The sequence below is a fragment of the Leucobacter sp. 7(1) genome (genome assembly GCF_900163635.1).
Lineage (GTDB): Bacteria > Actinomycetota > Actinomycetes > Actinomycetales > Microbacteriaceae > Leucobacter.
This window is the reverse complement of sequence record NZ_FUID01000104.1, coordinates 25,412-44,078: the sequence shown is the minus strand read 5'-3', so window position 1 is coordinate 44,078 and position 18,667 is coordinate 25,412. Positions and strand designations below refer to the sequence as shown.

The 18,667-nt window shown below is 64.5% G+C and carries 11 protein-coding genes; 9 read left to right on the top strand and 2 right to left on the bottom strand.

Annotation, left to right across the window (positions count from 1 at the left end; genetic code table 11):
* The first annotated feature begins 939 nt into the window (after nt 1-939).
* Complete coding sequence (purE, locus tag FM113_RS17620) at nt 940-1,461, top strand: 5-(carboxyamino)imidazole ribonucleotide mutase (protein WP_087016275.1); 522 nt, start codon at nt 940-942, stop codon at nt 1,459-1,461.
* Between the two features lie 30 nt (nt 1,462-1,491).
* Here the strand turns inward: purE and FM113_RS17615 are convergent, their stop codons facing one another.
* Nucleotides 1,492-2,610 (bottom strand): mannosyltransferase, encoded by a 1,119-nt coding sequence (locus FM113_RS17615; protein ID WP_087016273.1) that lies wholly within the window; start codon nt 2,608-2,610, stop codon nt 1,492-1,494.
* Between the two features lie 264 nt (nt 2,611-2,874).
* Between FM113_RS17615 and galE the strand changes: the two genes are divergently transcribed.
* The 8 genes from galE (at nt 2,875) to FM113_RS17575 (ending at nt 15,859) form a co-directional block, all read left to right on the top strand.
* Nucleotides 2,875-3,888 carry a UDP-glucose 4-epimerase GalE gene (galE, locus tag FM113_RS17610; protein ID WP_176387291.1) on the top strand — a complete coding sequence of 338 codons (1,014 nt, stop codon included), beginning with the start codon at nt 2,875-2,877 and terminating at the stop codon, nt 3,886-3,888.
* A complete protein-coding gene (locus FM113_RS17605) occupies nt 3,885-5,276 on the top strand; it encodes an LCP family protein (RefSeq protein WP_087016271.1) in 1,392 nt (463 codons plus the stop codon). Before galE ends, FM113_RS17605 begins: the two co-directional genes overlap by 4 nt.
* A 6-nt stretch (nt 5,277-5,282) precedes the next feature.
* Nucleotides 5,283-6,857, top strand: a complete 1,575-nt coding sequence (locus tag FM113_RS17600; protein ID WP_087016269.1) for an LTA synthase family protein — start codon at nt 5,283-5,285, stop codon at nt 6,855-6,857.
* Nucleotides 6,858-6,928: 71 nt separating this feature from the next.
* Nucleotides 6,929-7,906, top strand: a complete 978-nt coding sequence (locus tag FM113_RS17595; RefSeq protein WP_087016267.1) for a glycosyltransferase — start codon at nt 6,929-6,931, stop codon at nt 7,904-7,906.
* Between the two features lie 32 nt (nt 7,907-7,938).
* The gene (locus FM113_RS17590; RefSeq protein ID WP_087016265.1) at nt 7,939-9,450 is read left to right on the top strand and encodes a hypothetical protein; all 1,512 of its coding nucleotides are present in this window, start codon (nt 7,939-7,941) and stop codon (nt 9,448-9,450) included.
* Nucleotides 9,440-10,321, top strand: a complete 882-nt coding sequence (locus FM113_RS17585) for a glycosyltransferase (protein ID WP_087016263.1) — start codon at nt 9,440-9,442, stop codon at nt 10,319-10,321. The genes FM113_RS17590 and FM113_RS17585 overlap by 11 nt, the downstream gene beginning before the upstream one ends.
* 65 nt (nt 10,322-10,386) lie before the next feature.
* Nucleotides 10,387-13,860: an FG-GAP-like repeat-containing protein gene (locus FM113_RS17580; RefSeq protein WP_087016261.1), complete on the top strand. Its 3,474-nt coding sequence runs from the start codon at nt 10,387-10,389 to the stop codon at nt 13,858-13,860.
* A gap of 157 nt (nt 13,861-14,017) precedes the next feature.
* Nucleotides 14,018-15,859: an S-layer homology domain-containing protein gene (locus FM113_RS17575; protein ID WP_087016259.1), complete on the top strand. Its 1,842-nt coding sequence runs from the start codon at nt 14,018-14,020 to the stop codon at nt 15,857-15,859.
* A 58-nt stretch (nt 15,860-15,917) separates the two neighbouring features.
* On the opposite strand, the gene FM113_RS17570 is transcribed toward FM113_RS17575, so the two are convergent.
* Nucleotides 15,918-18,569: a CDP-glycerol glycerophosphotransferase family protein gene (locus tag FM113_RS17570; RefSeq protein WP_176387290.1), complete on the bottom strand. Its 2,652-nt coding sequence runs from the start codon at nt 18,567-18,569 to the stop codon at nt 15,918-15,920.
* Between the last annotated feature and the right edge of the window lie 98 nt (nt 18,570-18,667).

Here is an 18,667-nt window from a genome sequence, read left to right as displayed (position 1 = left end):
CACAAGAAGCCAGCCAGTCCTTCATGTCTGGTGCGAGGTGAACGAGCAACCTTCTTACGTCTCTCAACATTGACATAGGGAGCTGCCGGACGAGCTTTCCGTTGTCACGTTCCCCAATCTGATGGATACCGAAGACTACTGACTCATGGTGGGCCACGCGGTTTCGTGCACGCCGTACTCTGCGGAGAAGTGCTTCGGCGTCCGCTCTGGTCCCCGCTAGGCCGGAGAAGGATTCTCGCAATGCAGGTTCCCAAAGGTCGCGTTCGTAGTCAGCAGCCGTGAGGTACTGACCATCCGCGTCCCGGATTTGACCTCCTGGTTCCAACAGGCCTGTCCACGTTCCCAGGGAGACCTGCGCCACGACACGGTCAGGCTCCTGTGCGAAGCGCCCGCCGAGCTCCCTTTTGGCCTTATTGAAGGAGCGAATTGTCCTGTGATCGAGGATGTCGTCCCTCTCGTACCATCGCTTGCGATAGCTCGCGGATAATGCACGATGTATCTCGTCCCGTAACGGCAACTCAACGAAATGCAGGAGTTCAAGCAGCGCTCCGCGCGCTTCAACATCAAGCACGTACAGTGCAGCGCCGGCCCGCTGGTCCCCGCCAAAGACTGCGGTGTATTGCTTATACCGTTTCGGGGAAATGAGTCGCTGAAGAGTGGGCGCATGGGCAGGTTCCATTTGACTCAGCATGCACGCAAGGATAATGTGAGCACCGAAGTCCCCGTTTTCCCAGGGGTTCGGATGCCGTCTCTCACTCAGGTGGGCGACGGCATTTCTCATTTCCTCGGGTTCAAGTCCCCGCCGAGAAGCCAGTTTGGCACCCTGGCGGGCCGGGGAATGTGCGAGATTGGCTTCTGGGTGCTTGGGGGTGCCCGCCTGGAGGGGTAGACAAGGCGGGGCCGGCTCGGGGCAGGCGCGCGGCGGTCTACGATTGATGCATGGCACAGAGCGCAACGCCCCTCGTCGGCGTCATCATGGGATCCGACTCCGATTACACAGTCATGGCTGACGCCGTGCAGGTACTCCGCGAATTTGGGATCCCGCACGAGGTCGAGGTCGTGAGCGCGCACCGCACGCCCGACAAGATGGTGGATTACGCGCGTGCCGCCGCTGGGCGCGGCCTCCGCGTCATCATCGCCGGTGCCGGTGGGGCCGCGCACCTGCCTGGGATGGTTGCGTCGATGACCACGCTGCCTGTCGTCGGCGTGCCCGTGCCGCTCGCCAAGCTCGACGGCATGGACTCGCTGCTCTCGATCGTGCAGATGCCTGGCGGGATCCCCGTCGCGACGGTGTCAATCGGCGGGGCAAAGAACGCGGGGCTGCTCGCGGCCCGCATTCTCGGGGCGGCCGATCCGGCGGTCGCCGCACAGCTCGTTGACTACGCGCAGCAGCTCACTGACATGGTTGAGGTCAAGAACGCCGCCCTGCAGCAGCGCGTGGCCAGCGAAGCCAGCCAGTAGCCACCGGACCGCGGATGAGGTCCACGCGAACTACAGGTTCGCGTGGGTCTCCCACAACTGCCAGGCGGCACCGTTCCAGGTGAAGCCACGGCTACGGTCACCGGCGAGTACCGACAATCGGCTCAGCGCGCCCGACTCGCGGAACAGCCCGCTGAGACGCTCACCGAACTCGCTGGCATCCTGCGCGACTGTGCCGGCATCGAGCACAAGTTCTTCCGTTGCGGCATGGCCGGTGTGCAACAGCGGGACTGATGCACGCAGCGCAGCGAGCGTCAGATACCCCGTACCAGCGAAAGCCTGGGGCTGGGCCAGCACGGATGCGCCGGCGACGATCGCGCCAACATCGCTGAGCTCGGAGGCGCGTACCACGTGAACGCGACCCGTAAGCTCCTCGGGGACAGGAACGGGACGGAGTTCCGCGCCGGCTTTCTCGCGGCTCGGTACGGACGGGTCCATGCCCTCGAGGACAACAAGCGGCGGGAGGCCTGCGTCGGCGCGCATCGCGTCAAAGATCCACTCCAGGCGGCCAGGTTCACCGGGGGCGGCGGTTGTCAGCGCATACTCGTCGGGCAGCGCATGGGCCGCGCGTCGGTCCGCCGCGTCCGCGCGTGCGAGAAACTCGCTGGGCGGGGCCAACTGGATCACCTGAACGGGCAGGTCTTCCCCGTAGTGCTCCTGCAAAATCCGCGCGGTCGCGTGCGTGGGTGTCAGAATGACGTCTGCGAGCTTGACCGCGCGGCGCACGAAGGCGCGGTAGAGCCGGGCCTGGCTGTTGCCGACAAGCGCTGGTGCCTCCCAGGGGACCCCGTGCGTGATCGTGACGGACGTCTGTGAGCCGTCGTCATCGCCGCGGGAGCGCAGCGGGACAAGCGGGGTGAGCGAGTGCACGAACTCACCATCGAGCGGGCGCGCCGTCGCGCTGGTCTGCCACGCGAAGGGAAGCATCCCCGCGCGCAGCGGCATGTGTTCGGTGCGGAGCAGCGGGGAAGTGAACTCGGGGGCCTCGAGCCCGCGGGATGCGAGGTACCGTGCGCTACAACTGCGGGGTGCGGTCTCGGCGATCGCGATAGCAAGATCACGCGCGGCCGCGGCCTGTGCTGCAGACTCCCAGTCGGGGAAGGGATCGGCGATCAGGGTGAGTGTTGCCACGCCTCGATCCCCCCTTCTGTTCGAATACGTCACTGATCAGTGTTGATCCCCCCATTCTATGGAGTTGGTAGGTGTGAACTGACACACATTGCGGAGTGCCGGGGCCGAGTGAGAGGCAATCGTGACCTTCGCTAATAGGGGTCCTGCGTCCGGGAGCGTCGCGACGGTCACAACAATTCCCATGTTTTCAGTGTTTTTGGGGTTTCTTGAGCTTTCTTCGGGTTGCGCGGGGTTCTTCCGGCTCAGACAAGTACCCTGGTGTCCATGCGTGTTTTGCTGACAGGTGGCGCCGGGTACATCGGCTCGCACACCGCACTCGTCCTTGTGGAGCGCGGGCACGATGTGATCGTGCTCGACGACTTTTCGAACAGCAGTGCGGAGGCGGTGCGGCGAGTGGAGGCGCTCTGCGACGCATCGATCCCGGTGATCGAGGCGGATCTTGCGGATCGTGCAGCGGCAAGCGCCGCACTTCACGGCGTCGAATTTGACGCGGTGATCCATCTCGCGGGGCTGAAGGCTGTCGGTGAATCGGTAGCCGAGCCTGTGCGCTACTACCGCGTCAATATCGACTCCACGCTGGTGCTGCTTGACCTGATGCGCGAGCGCGGCGTCACCAACTTGGTGTTTAGCTCCTCCGCGACTGTGTACGGCGATCCGGAGACCTCACCGATCGACGAGCAGCACCGAGTGGGTGTGGGGGTGACGAACCCGTACGGCTGGACCAAGTTCATGAACGAGCAGATCATCCGGGACGCGCAGGCCGCGTGGCCGGAGCTGAACGCGGTCCTGCTGCGCTACTTCAACCCGGTCGGCGCGCATCCGTCGGGTCGCATCGGTGAGGATCCGAGTGGGATCCCGAACAACCTGATGCCGTTCATCGCGCAGGTCGCTGTGGGAACACGCGAGCGGCTCAGCGTTTTCGGCGACAGCTACGATACCCCGGATGGCACGGGCGTACGCGACTACATCCACGTGATGGACCTTGCCGAGGGGCACGTGGCGGCGCTCGAGCAGCCCGCTCCCGGCGTCCGCACCTTCAACCTTGGTTCGGGCACGGGGTCGAGCGTGCTCGAGGTCGTGCGTGCCTTCGAGCTCGCGGCCGAGCGCCCGGTACCCTATACGGTCGCGCCGGCGCGCGCCGGTGACGTCGCCGCGATGGTCGCCGATCCGAGCCTCGCGAACGAAGAGCTAGGCTGGCGCACCACGCGCTCGCTCGACGAGGCGTGCCGCGACTCCTGGAACTGGCAGTCGTCGAACCCGGGTGGATACGCCGGATGAGTCTTGACCTGGAGCGTCCGCTACGGAACCCGGACCTCGAGTCGCCGCCGCTGATGACCAAGCGCGCCCGGTGGCTTGTGGTGATCGGGTTTCTGCTGCCGGGCAGCGCGCAGCTGCTCGCGGGAAACCGCAAGCTGGGCCGCGTCGGGCTGACCGCCACGATCATTCTGATCGTGGGACTGCTGGCCACGTTCGGCGGCCTGCTCTTCGCGCGGGTGGCGACGCTGTCGTTCTTCACGAACAGCGTGGTGCTGCTGGCGCTCCAGATTCTCCTTATTGGGTACGCGGTGCTGTGGCTTGTGTTGGGGCTCAATACCCTGAAGCTCACCCGGCTGTCCCGGGTGCACCGCGGGTGGAAGGTTCCGATCGCGATGCTCGCGATCATCTTGACCCTTGTCCCGGTGACGGGCGCGGCGTGGGCCGCCTCGACGATCAACGCGGGCCGGGTGCTGCTGAGTGGCCTGTTCAGCGGGGCACCCGCGGTCGAGCCCGTGGACGGCCGCTACAATATTCTGCTGCTCGGCACGGATGCTGGTGCGGACCGCGAGGGTATGCGCCCCGACAGTATCTCGCTCGTGAGCGTGGACGCGAAGACCGGGCAGTCTGTGATCGTGGGGATCCCGCGCGAACTTGCGAACGCGCCGTTCCCCGAGGACTCGCCCATGTACGAGCTGCACCCGAACGGCTTCGGCGTCGCCCCCAACACGTACGGCGAGTGGGGTGGCTGCGAGGTGGGGCGTTGCATCCTGAATGGTCTGTTCGCTGAGACTGAGTACTACTACCCTGAGCTCTACCCGAACGCGGTGTCTCAGGGGTCGTCCCCGGGAATCGAAGCGACGAAGGACGCGGTGACCGGGGCCACTGGCCTCGAGGTGCAGTTCTACGTACTCGTCAACATGGACGCGTTCGAGAGCCTCATCAACGCGCTCGGTGGGATCACCATCGACGTCAAGGAACGTCTCCCCATCGGCGGCGACGAGTTCGGCAACAACGTTGAGGGCTGGATCGAGCCAGGCCTGCAGGGCATGGACGGCTACGCGGCGCAGTGGTACGCGCGCTCGCGCTACGGCTCCGCTGCGGGTGACTACTCCCGGATGGAGCGGCAGCGGGAGCTGCAAGCCGCAATCCTCGCGCAGATGAATCCGAGCAACGTGTTGCTGCGGTTCCAGGATGTTGCGGCGGCGGGCACGGAGCTTGTCGAGACTGACATCCCGGAGTCGATGCTGGGTCGATTTGTAGATCTCGCGGCGAAGGCCCGCGAGCACGCACCGCTCAGCGTCGAATTGGTGCCGCCGGCGGTGGATCCGGAGGACCCCGACTTCGCCACGATCCAGCAACTTGTTGCGGACGGTGTCGCGGCAGCCGCCGAGGCGGGGTCGCAGGAGTAGTTCGTGATGTCTGAACCTTCCGGGACTTCGCCAGAATCGGAGCACCCGCCCTCCGGCGCGGGTCCACACTGGAGCTCCCGCACTCTCGTGATCCTCGGCTGGTTGTTGGTGGGGGTCGGGTCGGTGGCGCTGGGCGTGAGCCTCTGGGTGCGGCGCACCTTCGGTGTCATCTCGATCGATCAGCTGCTCTCGAACCTGCCCGGTGGCGGCGGAGAGGGTGCTGGCGGATCAGAGATCGTGGTGAACGCCGTGCTCACTGGCATCGTGGCCCCCGTTGCCGTCGTCGCGCTGCTCGCGTTCCTGGTGACCCGGTCGCTTCGCGCGCTTCGCGAGCAGGGGATCCTGCGCGGTACGCGCGAACGGTGGCTGCGCGTGGGGGCGGTCCTGCTGGCGGTGGCCGTGCCCGTTTCGGGTTTGGGACTGCTCGGTGCCACGGTAGGAATGAAAGATTACGTTGCGGCCCTCGTGCGCGAAGCGGGCAACGGCGAGACGATTGCCGACTACTACGTGGCCCCGGAGCTTCCAGTCACTCAGCGAGTCGGGACCGACCCGAAGAACCTGATCCTGATCTACCTGGAGTCCGTCGAGGACGCCTTCGCCGATGACACAGTGTTCGAGAAGAACATGCTCGCCCCCGTGCAAGAGGTGACGGACGGGTGGGACTCGATTCCGAGCTTGCGGCAGTACGCCGGGGGCGGCTGGACAATGTCGGGCCTCGTGAGTACGCAGTGTGGGATCCCGCTCCGCACCGCGACGGCTGTTGGCGGATCCGCGGAACTCAACGAGCTCGGCTTCGGATCCCCGGTGTCTTCATATTTGCCCGGCGCGACCTGCCTCGGGGATGTGCTCGCTGAGGCGGGGTATCGGAATGTGTTCCTCGGCGGCGCGGATGCCCAGTTCGCTGGTAAGGGCGCGTTCTTGGAGAGCCACGGCACCGACACGATCCGTGACCTCCCATACTGGCTGGACCTTGATGAAACCGAGGTTCGGGACGACTGGGGCCTGTCGGATCGCCGACTGTTCGAGCGTGCCCGTGACGCGGTGCAGGAGTTGCAAGCTGGAGACGAGCCGTACGCGCTGACGATGCTCACCCTCGATACGCATGAGGGCCCCCGCGTGTATGAGTATTGCGAGTGGGACACCGACGTCGCGATGACCTCGATCACGTTCTGCTCGATGCAGCAGGTTGCCAGTTTTGTGGACTACCTCGAAACCGAGGGGGTGCTCGAGGATACCGTGGTGGTGTTGATGGGCGACCACCAGAAGATGCTCGCTCAGGGCGGGAGCTTCTGGGATGAACTGAACGGTGTCGAGGGACGTACGATCTTCAACCGCATCTGGAGCCCGGATGGGGTGACTGTGCGCGAACCCGATATTGACCAGTTCAGCATGTACCCCACGCTTCTTGAGCTCCTGGATTTTGCGCCTGAGAACCATCGTGCCGGTGCCGGCGTCTCAGCGCTCGCGGATCCCGCCGCCGTGCCGCCGGGCACGACTCGAGATCTGGACGCCGACGAGTACGAGGCGCTCGTGCAGGGTCGTGCCGTGGAGTTCTATCGGGAGCTGTGGTCTGCAGAGTGAGCGCAGCGAACGAAACGAAACCGCCTAGAATGGGCGAGGTCCATCGCGACCCGGAAAGGAAGCGTGCACCCATGCGTGTGACCGCGGTGCTGGTGGCATACAACCGGCGAGAGCTGTTGCGAGAGTCTTTGGAGGCGCTCGCCGCGCAGAGTCGACCCGTTGACCGGCTGGTGGTGGTAGACAACGCCTCCGACGACGATTCGGCGACGGTTGCCGCTGAGATGCTTGAGCACTGGGGTGAGCGCGGCCGGTTGATCCGGCTTTCGGAGAACACCGGGGGCGCCGGTGGCTTCGCGACGGGCATCGCCGCGGCGGTCGCTGAGGAGTGCATCGACTGGGTGTGGGTAATGGACGACGATACAGTGCCCGGGCCGGACGCGCTCGCTGGCGCTCTCGATGCCCATGCGCGGTACCTCGAGAGCGGCCAGGACGATCTCGCGGTGATGGGGTCGCGCGTCGTGTGGACCGACGGCGAAGACCACCCGATGAACACGCCGAAGGCGAAGATTCGGGCGAGCGCGGCGGAGCGATCCCGCGCCGCGGCTGCCGGCGGCATGGAGATCCGCTCGATCTCCTTCGTGTCCGCGTTTCTGCGCGCAGACCGGGTCCGCGACCTGGGCTTGCCGATCGCGGACTACTTCCTATGGAACGACGACTTTGAATACTCCGCGCGACTCTTGCGTGGCGCACGTGGACTCTACGTTCCGGGCTCCGTTGTGACGCACAAGACCGTGAAGCGTGGTTCAAGCGATCAGGATCCCGGTCCCCGCTTTTTCTTCGAGGTACGCAACAAGCTGTGGGTGTTCCGTGCCAGCCCGGCGCTCTTTGGCTGGGAGAAGCTGCTGTACTCCGCCGCGACCGCGCGGCGCTGGTTCCGTACGTTCCGCGCGTCCTCAGACCGCGCCCAGCTCCGCGACTGCCTGAAGCGCGGGTGGCGCGAAGGCTGGCGCACCAACCCGCGCTCCACGCGGGAGGTGCTGCGAGGCGCGGGAGTTCCTGTCGACGTGATGGTCGCCGTGGAACGCGCTTCGAAATTGGAAGAGCGGTAACGCTGAGGTTCGCGAGACGGGAGGGGCGCGCGGTGCACGAACACGGGACGTTCGGGATCACGCGGCTGCGCCAGCGTGCGATTCCGATAGCGCTGTTCGCCGCGGTGCTCTGCGGGGGAAGCCTCACTGCAGCTCCGGCACTCGCGGCCGACCCGGTGATCTCCGGAGAGACGCGGGAGACGGAGAGCGCGGGGCCCGTGATCCCGACGCCAGAAGCGCCGGATCCCGGTGGCTCCGAGCCTGACACCACGGTACCTACTGACCCGGCACCCACGGATCCGGAACTTGAACAACCGGGGCCCGCTGAGCCGGGGATCGAGCCCCCGGGGCCGGGGGATGTGGGAGCTGAACACCCCCTGCCTCCGGTTGCCACGGTGCCCCCGGCGGAGGAGTCCACATCCGGTGGGCGTCCCGAGGCTGTCCCGGATCCACCGAATTCGGGACTCACGGTCGGGACCGTCGCCGTGTCCGGTACACCGCGCGTGGGCCAGCGGCTCCACGCGAGGCTCGACGGTTGGGCCGCGGCAGGTGCCCGCTTCAGCTACCAGTGGCAGCGCGGCGGTGCCGCGCTGCGCGGGGCGACCGCGGCGCACTACAGGCCGGTGGCGGCGGATCGCGGTGAGCGGCTCAGCGTGACGGTGACGGCCCGGCCGGACGGGGCTGCGGCCCGCACCGTGGCCTCACCGGTGACCGAGGTCGTCACCTTTGGGGAACTTGTTCCGCGCATCCCGCGCATCACTGGCTCTCCCATCGTGGGGGCCACACTCACCGCATCCACCCCCGCGTGGGTGCCCGACAGGACCAAGCTCAGTTTCCAGTGGCTACGTGACGGTGCGGCGATCCCGCGCGCCACGGGTGAGCGCTATCGGCTGGCAGCGGAGGATGCCGGCACCGTGGTGGCGGTGACCGTGACGGGAGAACTCACCGGGTACGTTGTCGCGGCGCAGACATCGGAGTCCACGACGCCGGTGCTGCGGACCCTTGCGGGTGCGCCGGTTCCGCGGATCGCGGGGAGCCCCCGAGTGGGCGGTACCGTGAGCGTGCGTTCCGGGAGCTGGAACCCCGGAGGGGTGGCGCTCGCGACGCAATGGTATCGAGACGGGGCCCCGATCCCCGGCGCGACCTCCGGCAGTTACCAGCCGAACGAAAGTGACGCCGCGGCTATTCTCACCGTCAGCGTCACCGGCACCATGCCCGGCTATGCTCCGGCAACCAAAACCTCGGCGGGCATCACCGTGCCGCAGGAGTTGCGCCTTCCGCAGCCGCGCGTCCGAGGTCTGGCGCTCGTCGGCGAAGCACTCGCGGTTGAGCTCGGGGCCTGGCAGAGCGGCACGATCCCGCGCATGCAGTGGTTCCGGGGAGCGATTCCGATCCCGGGGGCAACGAGCGCACACTATGTGCCCGGTGTGCAGGATCAGGGCCTCCCGCTGCGAGTGCTGGTGCGGGGCGAACGTGCGGGGTACGCGCCCGACGCGCGCCTCTCCGCACCGACCCGAATCGTGCGTGAGCTGGCACCGACTAGGCTGAGTGACCATGCCGAGTAGCCCCGCAGAGTCTCCCGTCGCCGTGCCCACAGCCGCGTTCTCGCTCCTGCTCCCCGTCTATGCGGGGGATCAGCCGGGGTTTCTGCGCCTCGCGTTCGAGAGCTCGGTTGCTGCGCAGACGCTGCGCCCGGCGGAGGTCGTGATCGTGCAGGACGGTCCCGTTCCGGCGGAGCTCTCCGCGGAACTCGACCGGATCGAACAAGACAGTCCGGTCCCCGTTATCCGGGTGACCCTGCCCGAGAACCGGGGGCTCACTGAGGCCCTCAACCGAGGCCTCGATGCCTGCAACACTAACGTCGTGGCGCGCATGGACGCGGACGACCTGTCGGTGCCCGAGCGCTTCGCGCGGCAGTGGGCCCTCATCGAGCAGGGGTACGACCTGGTCGGCACCGGTATGGCGGAATTCGAGAACGATCCCGCCGTGACTGTCTCCGTGCGGACGCCCCCGGTTGGTGCCGCCCGAATCCGGGAGCACGCGCGCACGCACAATCCCTTCAACCATCCGACGATGATGTACCGGATCGCGGCGCTCGATCGAGTCGGCCGCTACCAGCCCTTCGGCAAGATGGAAGATTACTGGCTGGGGATCCGGCTCATCGACTCGGGTGCGCGCGTGGAGAACATTGCCGAGCCGCTCGTGAAGTACCGTGTGGGGGCTGGAGCCTTTGCCCGGCGCGGCGGCTGGGCTGAAGCGCGCACCGAGTGGAAGCTGCAGGGGGAGCTCCGCAAAATGGGCTTCATCACCGTCGGTCAGTACCTGCGCAACGTAATCATGAAGGGGGTCTACAGGCTCATGCCTGCCGGACTGAAACGTGTGCTGTTCCGCGGCCTCGTCAGCGGCGGACTCCCCGGAGATCGCACCGCTTTGTAGCTCGGGAGCACCCGACGCGCGGGCGATTCCGGGGGCGTATGCCACCGCGCGCCTAGACTGGCTACATGCATTCGGGAGGACGCGCACACCGGCACGCCGCCAGAACTCTCGGGATCACCCTCGGAATCGCCCTGCTCGGGGGCGTGGTTGCGGGTCCGCCGGCGGCCGCCGAACCGCTGCGTACGGTGGTCGAAGCGCCCACAGACGCGCCCACCGTCGCGCCCGAAACGGGCAGCGATCCGGCGCAGCCCACCGAGCCCGGTGAACCGACACCGCCTGTGACGCCGCCGCCAGTGACCCCGGACCCGGGCCCGACGGATCCGGCACCGGATCCCGATCCCGCACCGATGCCGGATCCGACACCGATCCCCGATCCCGCACCGACTCCCGACCCCGCAGACCAGGAACCTCGCGGTGCCAACGGTGGCATCGTCTCGGATTCGCCCGGGCCGGCGAGCGCGAAGCCGTGGGACGGGCGAGCAATCCCGCCACTCACGAACGCCGCTGCCCGACCCCTGATCGGCGACAACTACCCGCAGAAATACAAGCAGTATCCGCTGTACCCGGTGCGCTGGGACGAGTGGAACTTTGCGCACCGGCAGTGCACCTCGTTTGTCGCGTGGCGGCTCAACACGGCGAACAAGATCCCGTTCAGTAACCAGTACGGCGGGCTCGTCCGCTGGGGCAACGCTGCGGAGTGGGGTGCTTCGGCCCGGAGCCTCGGTATCCGTGTGGACACGACTCCCGAGGTCGGGGCGATCGCGTGGAGCGGACCTTGGTACGGCGGGGCCTCCGAGTTTGGTCACGTCGCCTGGGTCGCGGACGTGCTCAGCGATGGCCGCGTGGTCATCGAGGAATACAACTACGGGTGGGCCGGGGCCTACTACAGCCGCACGATTCGTGCGAACGAGTTCCAGGGCTATATTCACATCGCGGATCTCACTTCTGCATTCACCAAAACGACAAAGCCGACAATCACCGGTGCGCCGATAGTGGGCGGCACACTCACCGCCGCGGTGTCCGGCTGGGCACCGAAGCCCACGAGCTACCGCTACCGGTGGCTGCGCGACGGCGTGGCGATCACGGGGGCCACGAAGTCGAGCTACCAGCCCGTGCTAGCTGACCTCGGGAAGCGCATCACTGTCGAAACGACGGGAGACCTGCAGCGCTACCGCCCCGCCTCCACGGTGTCAGCCGCGACCGGTGCGGTGCAGATGGCGGACGGCAACGGGAACGGGATCGACGATACACAGGAGATGCTTCCCTGGAACTCCGACGTGAACGCGGACGGACTACCGGACGCCGTCGGCTTCGGGAGCAGCGGCGTGCAGGTCGCGCTGCGGACCAAGACCGGCTTCGGTGCGGCGAAGACCTGGGTGTCAGGATTTGGGACGGGGACAGGCTGGACTCCGGCACGCCATCCGCGCACACTCATCGACGTCAATGGCGACGGCAAGTCCGATGTGGTGGGATTCGCCGAGGACGGCGTATACGTCGCGCTCAGTACGGGGAGCGGATTCTCGGCGATGAAGCGGTGGACCGCACAGTTCGGGGCGGCCGACGGGTGGTCTGTGCAGCATCATCCGCGCACGCTTGTCGATGTGAATGGCGACGGCCGCGCCGACATCTTGGCGTTCGCCTCCGACGGCGTCTACGTCGCACTGAACACGGGCTCCGGCTTCGCGGGAATGCAGAAGTGGTACGACGGTTTTGGAACTGCGAAGGGGTGGACCGTCGACAAGACCCCGCGGTTCCTGCAGGACATGAACGGTGATGGTCGGCCGGATGTGGTTGGTATCTCGAATGCCGGGGTGTACGTGGCGCTCAACATCGGCACGCGGTTCTCAGGGGCAAAGCAGTGGAGCGCGCAGTTCGCCGGGAAAGACGGGTGGAGCATGGCCGCACATCCCCGGACCCTCGCGGACGTCGACGGCGATGGTCGCCCAGACCTGGTGGCGTTCGCTTCCGACGGTGTGTACGTCGCACTCAACTCTGGCAACGGGCTCCGGGCTATGAAACGTTGGCGCGGTGGTTTCGGCACAGTCGCGGGCTGGCTCGTGGGCGCGCACCCTCGGGTCCTGGCAGACGTGAACGGCGATGGTCGTGCCGACGTCGTAGGCTTCGACAACGACGGGGTCACCGTTGCGCTGAGTACCGGCACAGGATTCGCCGCGCCGGTGCGGTGGTCCGGCGAATTCGGGGGCAAAGCGTGGCGCAACAATACGCTGCCGCGTCAAGTGACCGACGTCGACGGAGACGGACGCGCCGATATTGTGGGTTTCAGCGCCGACGGAGTCAGGATCGCGAAAAGCTCCGGCAAGTCGTTTGGGGCATCCCGGGTTGAGCACGCCGGCATGGGGTCTGCGGCTGGCGGATGGAACGTCACCGCGCACCCGCGCGCCGTCGGGATCCTCACACTTGCGCAGCGCCCCACCCCTCAGATTGCTGGACAGGTGCGCGTGGGGGCGAGGGTGACGGCGAGCACTGGGCAGTGGCAGCCCTCACCGGTAAAGCTCTCCTCCCAGTGGCTGCGTGACGGCAAAGCGATCTCCGGTGCGACAGGTGCGAGCTACACCTTGACCCCCGCGGATCGGGGAGCACGAATTGCATTCCGAACGGTCGGGAGCAAGCCCGCATACGCCAGTGTGACGCGGGAGTCGCAGAACTACACCGTCGCGCCCGGGATCTTGACGCCGGAATCGCCCCGGATCACCGGGACTCCGGCGAAGGGATCCACCCTCATCGCGCAACCCGGTGCGTGGGGTCCCGCGCCGGTCACGCTGAGCTATCAGTGGTACCGGAACGGATCCGCAATCTCTGGAGCGAATCGTGCAAGCTACCGCGTGACACAGGAAGACGTCGCACATAGGCTGTCAGTCTCTGTGACCGGTACAAAGAACGGGTACGCGAACGCGGTTGCCGGCTCGGAAATGGTCAAGATCCCTGGAACCCCGGTGGTGCCAGCGAAGCCGCCATTCGCCGACGTGTCGACCAGCCACAAGTTCTCCCGCGAAATCGGATGGATGTTCAGCTCCGGGCTGTCCGTTGGGGTGAAGCAACCGTCGGGTAATCCAAAATATCAACCCAAGGCAAACGTCACCCGTGAAGCCATGGCCGCCTTCCTGTTCCGTCTAGCTGCAGACAAGTCGTTCACAGCACCGTCAAGTTCACCGTTTGTGGACGTACCGACAAACCATCAGTTCTATCGTGAGATCGCCTGGATGCACGCTGTCGGCCTGAGCACCGGGATCAAGACGTCTCGCGGTCTGGTCTATGACCCGAAAGCTCCGGTCTCTCGTGAAGCGATGGCCGCGTTCCTGTACCGCCTCGAGCGCCCCACATACACGGCCCCCGGAAGTACTCGCTTCGCTGACCTCCGACCGGGAGACCGGTTCTACCGTGAGATTTCCTGGATGTACGATTCGGGGCTCTCGACAGGCATCCGCCAGCCCTCGGGGAAACCCAAGTATTCTCCGGCCGGCGCAGTTTCCCGTGAAGCGATGGCGGCGTTCCTGTACCGAATGGAGACGCAAGGGTGACGAAGTACACAATGCCCGCGGGTTCCGGGGGGCTTCGACTACTCCCGACCCGATCCCGTCTCAGCCGCAAACGTGGCCTCGCCCTTTTTGACGCAGAAGCTACTCAGCGGATAGTTCCTACTGCTGAGTGCGAAGACCAGACTCTAAGGTGGAACGTATGATCCGGCGCACCCGAGAACTCTTCCCGCTTGCCATTGCACTCGCGATGTTCGCGGGGCTGATCGCACCTGCGACGAGTTCGGCCGCGGACGCACCGGTCGCGGCGTCTGACCCGACAGCCTCCGCTGCCGCGCTCTGGGCCGAGCTCAATGCGCCGGGGGACCTGGAGGAATCGGTGCCGCCGACCACCTCGAACCCGGCGACGGACCCCCAGCCGAACCCGGGGAGTGAACCTAACCCGGATTATCCCGGTCTCGGTAAGGAGAGCGAACCGCAGTCCCCCGGCTCTCCGGAAGATCCGAACGAATCGAGCACGCCTGAGGAGTCGGAGTCTCCGGAGCTTATCGCGGACCCTGTCGCGCCCACGGAGCTGGATGATCTGAAGCCTGCACCGAACTCCGAGCCTACGGAGGAAGAACCGCTGACGCCGCTCACCGAGGAGCAGCGCGCCCAGGAAGCGGAGAAGCGTGCGGCGCAGCTTGCAGCCCAGAACAACGCGATCACGTCTCGCGCGAATCTCGCGAGCGGGTTCAAAGCCGGATACATCATCTCGGACTCGAACTTCTACAACGGCAACGCGATGAGTGCTGCTCAAATCCAGACCTTCCTCAACCAACGGGTGCCGCGGTGCACGCTGGGGGATACAGGGCGCGAGATGGGCAAGGCATGGGGAAATACCACGCTTGCCTGGGGCTGCTTGAAGGATGCCAAATGGAATACGACATCGCTGACTCGGCCAGCAAATGCCTACTGCAAGGCCTATCAGGGGACGGCGTCTGAATCATCGGCGTCAGTGATCGCAAAGGTGGCGCAGGCCTGCGGGATTAGCCCGAAAGTCTTGCTCGTGATGCTTGAGAAAGAGCAGAGTCTCGTCACAGACACCTGGCCGACCATCCGCCAGTTTAACTTCGCTATGGGATATAACTGCCCTGACTCAGGACCCAATAATTCGGCCAATTGCAACGCAGGCGACACCGGTTTCATGCAGCAGGTCTACCGAGGTGCCTGGCAGTTGAAGGTGTACCGGGCCAACCCGAACAACTATCGATACCGCCCGTTCCAGAACAACATGATTCAGTGGCACCCAAACCTGGGTTGTGGGACGTCGCCGGTGTACATCGAGAACTGGGCGACAGCGGCGCTCTACATCTATACGCCTTACCGACCCAATCAAGCGGCACTCGATGCCGGGTGGGGCGAGGGAAACGGATGCTCCAGCTATGGCAACCGAAACTTCTATCAGTTCTATAAGCAGTGGTTCGGCACCCCAAACACGTTCTTCCCAGACGTCCCCCAGAACCACAAGTTCTTTAAGGAGATCGAGTGGATGGGGACGAGCGGGCTGAGCACGGGAATCAAGACGTCTGACGGCCGCGCCTCCATGTACCAGCCGAAGACCCGAGTTTCCCGAGAGGCAATGGCAGCATTCCTCTATCGAATGCAGGGGGCAACCTACATAGGCCCGGCGACTTCGCCGTTCGCGGATGTGAAGCGCGGTGATCCTTTCTACAACGAGATCGCTTGGATGCACAAGATGGGCTACTCCACTGGTATCAAACAAGCCTCCGGCAAGCCGAAGTATGCGCCGAAGGACAGAGTCTCACGTGAGGCGATGGCCGCGTTCATCTACCGTCTCGAGGGAGCGAAGTACTCGGGACCGGCGACCTCGCCGTTCGCCGACATGCGCAAGGGTGACAAGTTCTACAACGAGATCACTTGGATGCACAAGATGGGCTACTCCACAGGGATGAAGCAGCCTTCGGGGAAGCCAAAATACACACCGAAGGATCGCGTCTCCCGTGAAGCAATGGCGGCATTTATCTACCGGTTAAATCACTGAGTTGCGGAAGGACTGCCAGGGGTGGAGAACCGTGGCAGTTCTCTACCCTTGCGTGTATCTAGCGCCCGTAAGGGCGAAGTCTGGCTTCAATCTCGCCGACGATTCGCTCAGAGGCCTTGCCGTCCTGGAACGGGTAGAGTCGCTCGATGCGGCGTCGATACTCTGCGAGCTCAGGGTGCGTACCCAAGATCATTTCCTCGAGGTTCTGCTCAAGCGTTGCGCGGTCCTCACATACCGGGCCGAACCCGTCCCGGAAGTAGTCGAAGTAGCCGGGTGAACCGATGTGCCCGCCTGAGAAGAACTCGACTCTGTCGAACTGGAAGTAGACGGAGGGAGCATCGCAGAACGCGCCCTCGAATGCCTGGGATGAATAGTCCGTAATGACGAGCGTCGCGCCAGCCAGTATCTCCTGCACATCATCCCCAACATAGGAAACGCGGCGAATTCCGGGCGGGACTACGAGGTCCTTCCAATGTGTGTCTATTCCCGGATGCGGGAGCAGAATGACTTCGACCCCAGGCCGCTGTGACAATTCGGAGAGATACGAGCCGTTGAGGAACCCGGACCATTCGGTGACGAACTGCGATTCTGCAAAGCTATCGAGCTGATCCCGCTCAGCGCCGGTGTTTGCGCCGAGAAGATAGTTCCGCCAAGTCGGCATCAGCACGATACGGTGAGTTCCCGGTTGACGTGATGGAGCTTCTTGCATGAGCCGGAATCGGCGGTCGTGGCGGGGCATGCCAGTGAGCGTGACCTCGCGTTCGGAGAGCTTATACGGTGACGGGCTTCCAGCGATCGAGTGATGCTCAGGGAGAGTTGAGGTAACAAAGTGGTCGACGGTCTTGGAGTTCCACCACCGGTGCAACAGGTCCTTCGTGACGCCGTGCTGTAGGAACGAGTAGCTCCAGGTCTTTGGAAGGAACCGCTTGGGGAACGGCTGCACGATGTACTGGTCGATCATTGATGATGAAAGGACTTTCGCTTCTTTCATCAGCGCGAAGTGCTTCTTGCTGCCGTGCGCGACAAGTCGGAACCCGTCTGATTTCAGGCGGGTCCAATCGCTGGTTCCCTTACCAATCACAAACCAAGCGTTGATGTCGGGTCGTGCGTCCCTGAGATACCGGTACAGGGCCTCGGCGTTGTCGTTCGCCTGAGTGTTCCGATCGATAAGGACCCAGGCATCTGTAAACTTCTTCCGCCAGCCAAGCAATCCTCCGAGCCGGTATGCGAGCGAATAGGACAGTCTGAGTCGCCGTTCCCGGGCTGCCCGAGCTCGAACGGCCCGCCCAGATGGGGGCGAAGTTTGTGGCCGTGGCCCTGGCACAGGCGGGCCAGGGCGGGGGGGAGTCTTCTGTAGTGCACGCCCGGCATCCCTGGTAGTGAAAACCGATCCGTCCGCAAAGAAGGAGCAGCCGGGGGAGGAGAAGTGCAGTTCCGAAATGTCTCCCAGATTGTCGGGGTCGGCTACCCAATAGATATTTTCGTATGCCCAAGGGCGGCCAAAATAGAGCAATGCCCGGCTCTTTGTGTATGCAAGCGAACTACGTTCGCCCCCACGCGAGACCACTGCTTCCTGATCAGGAACGCCCGTGTGGTAAGCAATCTTGCTGAGACTCCGAGTCTGATCCTGTTCACGCACGATAGCTACGGAGGTGACCGCAGCCGGGTCGACCGCAGCTTCCCAGGCGGAGCGAATATCGAGCGGCACATTCACAACTCGGAAAGCTTGAATGTGGGAGAGGCCAATCCGGCGAAGGACCCGACGAGCCGCGGAGTCAAAACGATCATTGGCATCAGAATCCAACGCGAAAACGCTCGAACGGAACTGCATGAACTGGCGGAACACCCAGTACATGTCGTACAGAATTACATTCGCTAGCCAAGCAGGACAGGTGTCACCGGCCTCGTCGAGCAGACGCCCATACACCGTTTCGAACAGCGGGAGCTTGCGGGCGTAATCCGAGGAGGCGGTCGCAACGATCGAATCGGCGCGCGAATGATAGTAGTAGTGTGCCTGCGGCACGATGAGATACCTGGCCTCGGGTAGCCGAAGCAGGAACTGCGAGATAAGTTGTGCGTCTTCGAAGCCGCTTCGTAGGGTCTCGTCGTGCGTTACGTCAGTCTCCTCCACCCGAATACGTCGGAGGGCGATCGTGCCACCCGCCAAATGAATCATTCCGGGCGTCTGATGTAAATCGACTACGAAAGCTTCTATACGATCAGCGAATTTGTAGTCGAGCGGGTGCGAAACCACCCTGCCTGAGCTGGCAACGCGAATGAGTCGAGTAACTATGATGTCGATATCTGGGAACGATTGAGCCCCCGCGAGGATCTCGGAGAAGTAGTTGGAGGAGAGCTCATCATCGGGTCCTGAGAAAGACACCCATTCTCCCCGTGCCTGTTCAAGGCCAGTGTTGAGGGCTCCCGAGACGCCACGGTTCTCCTGTACGACGAGCGAGACGGGGAACTGAGAACGTGGCATCCACTCTGCGACCACATGCTCGGAGTCGTCTGGCGAACCGTCGATCACGAAAATTAGTTCGATCGCGGCAGGATCACAGTCCTGTGCGTCAAGGCTGCGGAGCAGAACGGGGAGATAGGTCTCAACGTTGTAGCAGGGGATGACGAGGCTGAGCTGCGGGATTGAATCATCTCGGGCAGCGCGCTCGTTTGTGGTGACCCGGACCGGGGCCGAGGAATCGTGGATCATTTCGTTCGGTTCTCCCGGAGATGCAAGCCAATGTACCGAGGTAATCGTACCGTGAACGCAGAGAAAACGCTCGAGTGCCCGGGCCATTGGCAGAACAC

Bases quoted from the DNA above. Each gene is read 5' to 3' on its own strand.
- purE (WP_087016275.1), top strand. From the start codon at position 940: ATGGCACAGAGCGCAACGCCCCTCGTCGGCGTCATCATGGGATCCGAC.
- galE (WP_176387291.1), top strand. From the start codon at position 2,875: ATGCGTGTTTTGCTGACAGGTGGCGCCGGGTACATCGGCTCGCACACC.
- FM113_RS17605 (WP_087016271.1), top strand. From the start codon at position 3,885: ATGAGTCTTGACCTGGAGCGTCCGCTACGGAACCCGGACCTCGAGTCG.
- FM113_RS17600 (WP_087016269.1), top strand. From the start codon at position 5,283: ATGTCTGAACCTTCCGGGACTTCGCCAGAATCGGAGCACCCGCCCTCC.
- FM113_RS17595 (WP_087016267.1), top strand. From the start codon at position 6,929: ATGCGTGTGACCGCGGTGCTGGTGGCATACAACCGGCGAGAGCTGTTG.
- FM113_RS17585 (WP_087016263.1), top strand. From the start codon at position 9,440: ATGCCGAGTAGCCCCGCAGAGTCTCCCGTCGCCGTGCCCACAGCCGCG.
- FM113_RS17580 (WP_087016261.1), top strand. From the start codon at position 10,387: ATGCATTCGGGAGGACGCGCACACCGGCACGCCGCCAGAACTCTCGGG.
- FM113_RS17575 (WP_087016259.1), top strand. From the start codon at position 14,018: ATGATCCGGCGCACCCGAGAACTCTTCCCGCTTGCCATTGCACTCGCG.
- FM113_RS17570 (WP_176387290.1), bottom strand. From the start codon at position 18,569: ATGATCCACGATTCCTCGGCCCCGGTCCGGGTCACCACAAACGAGCGC.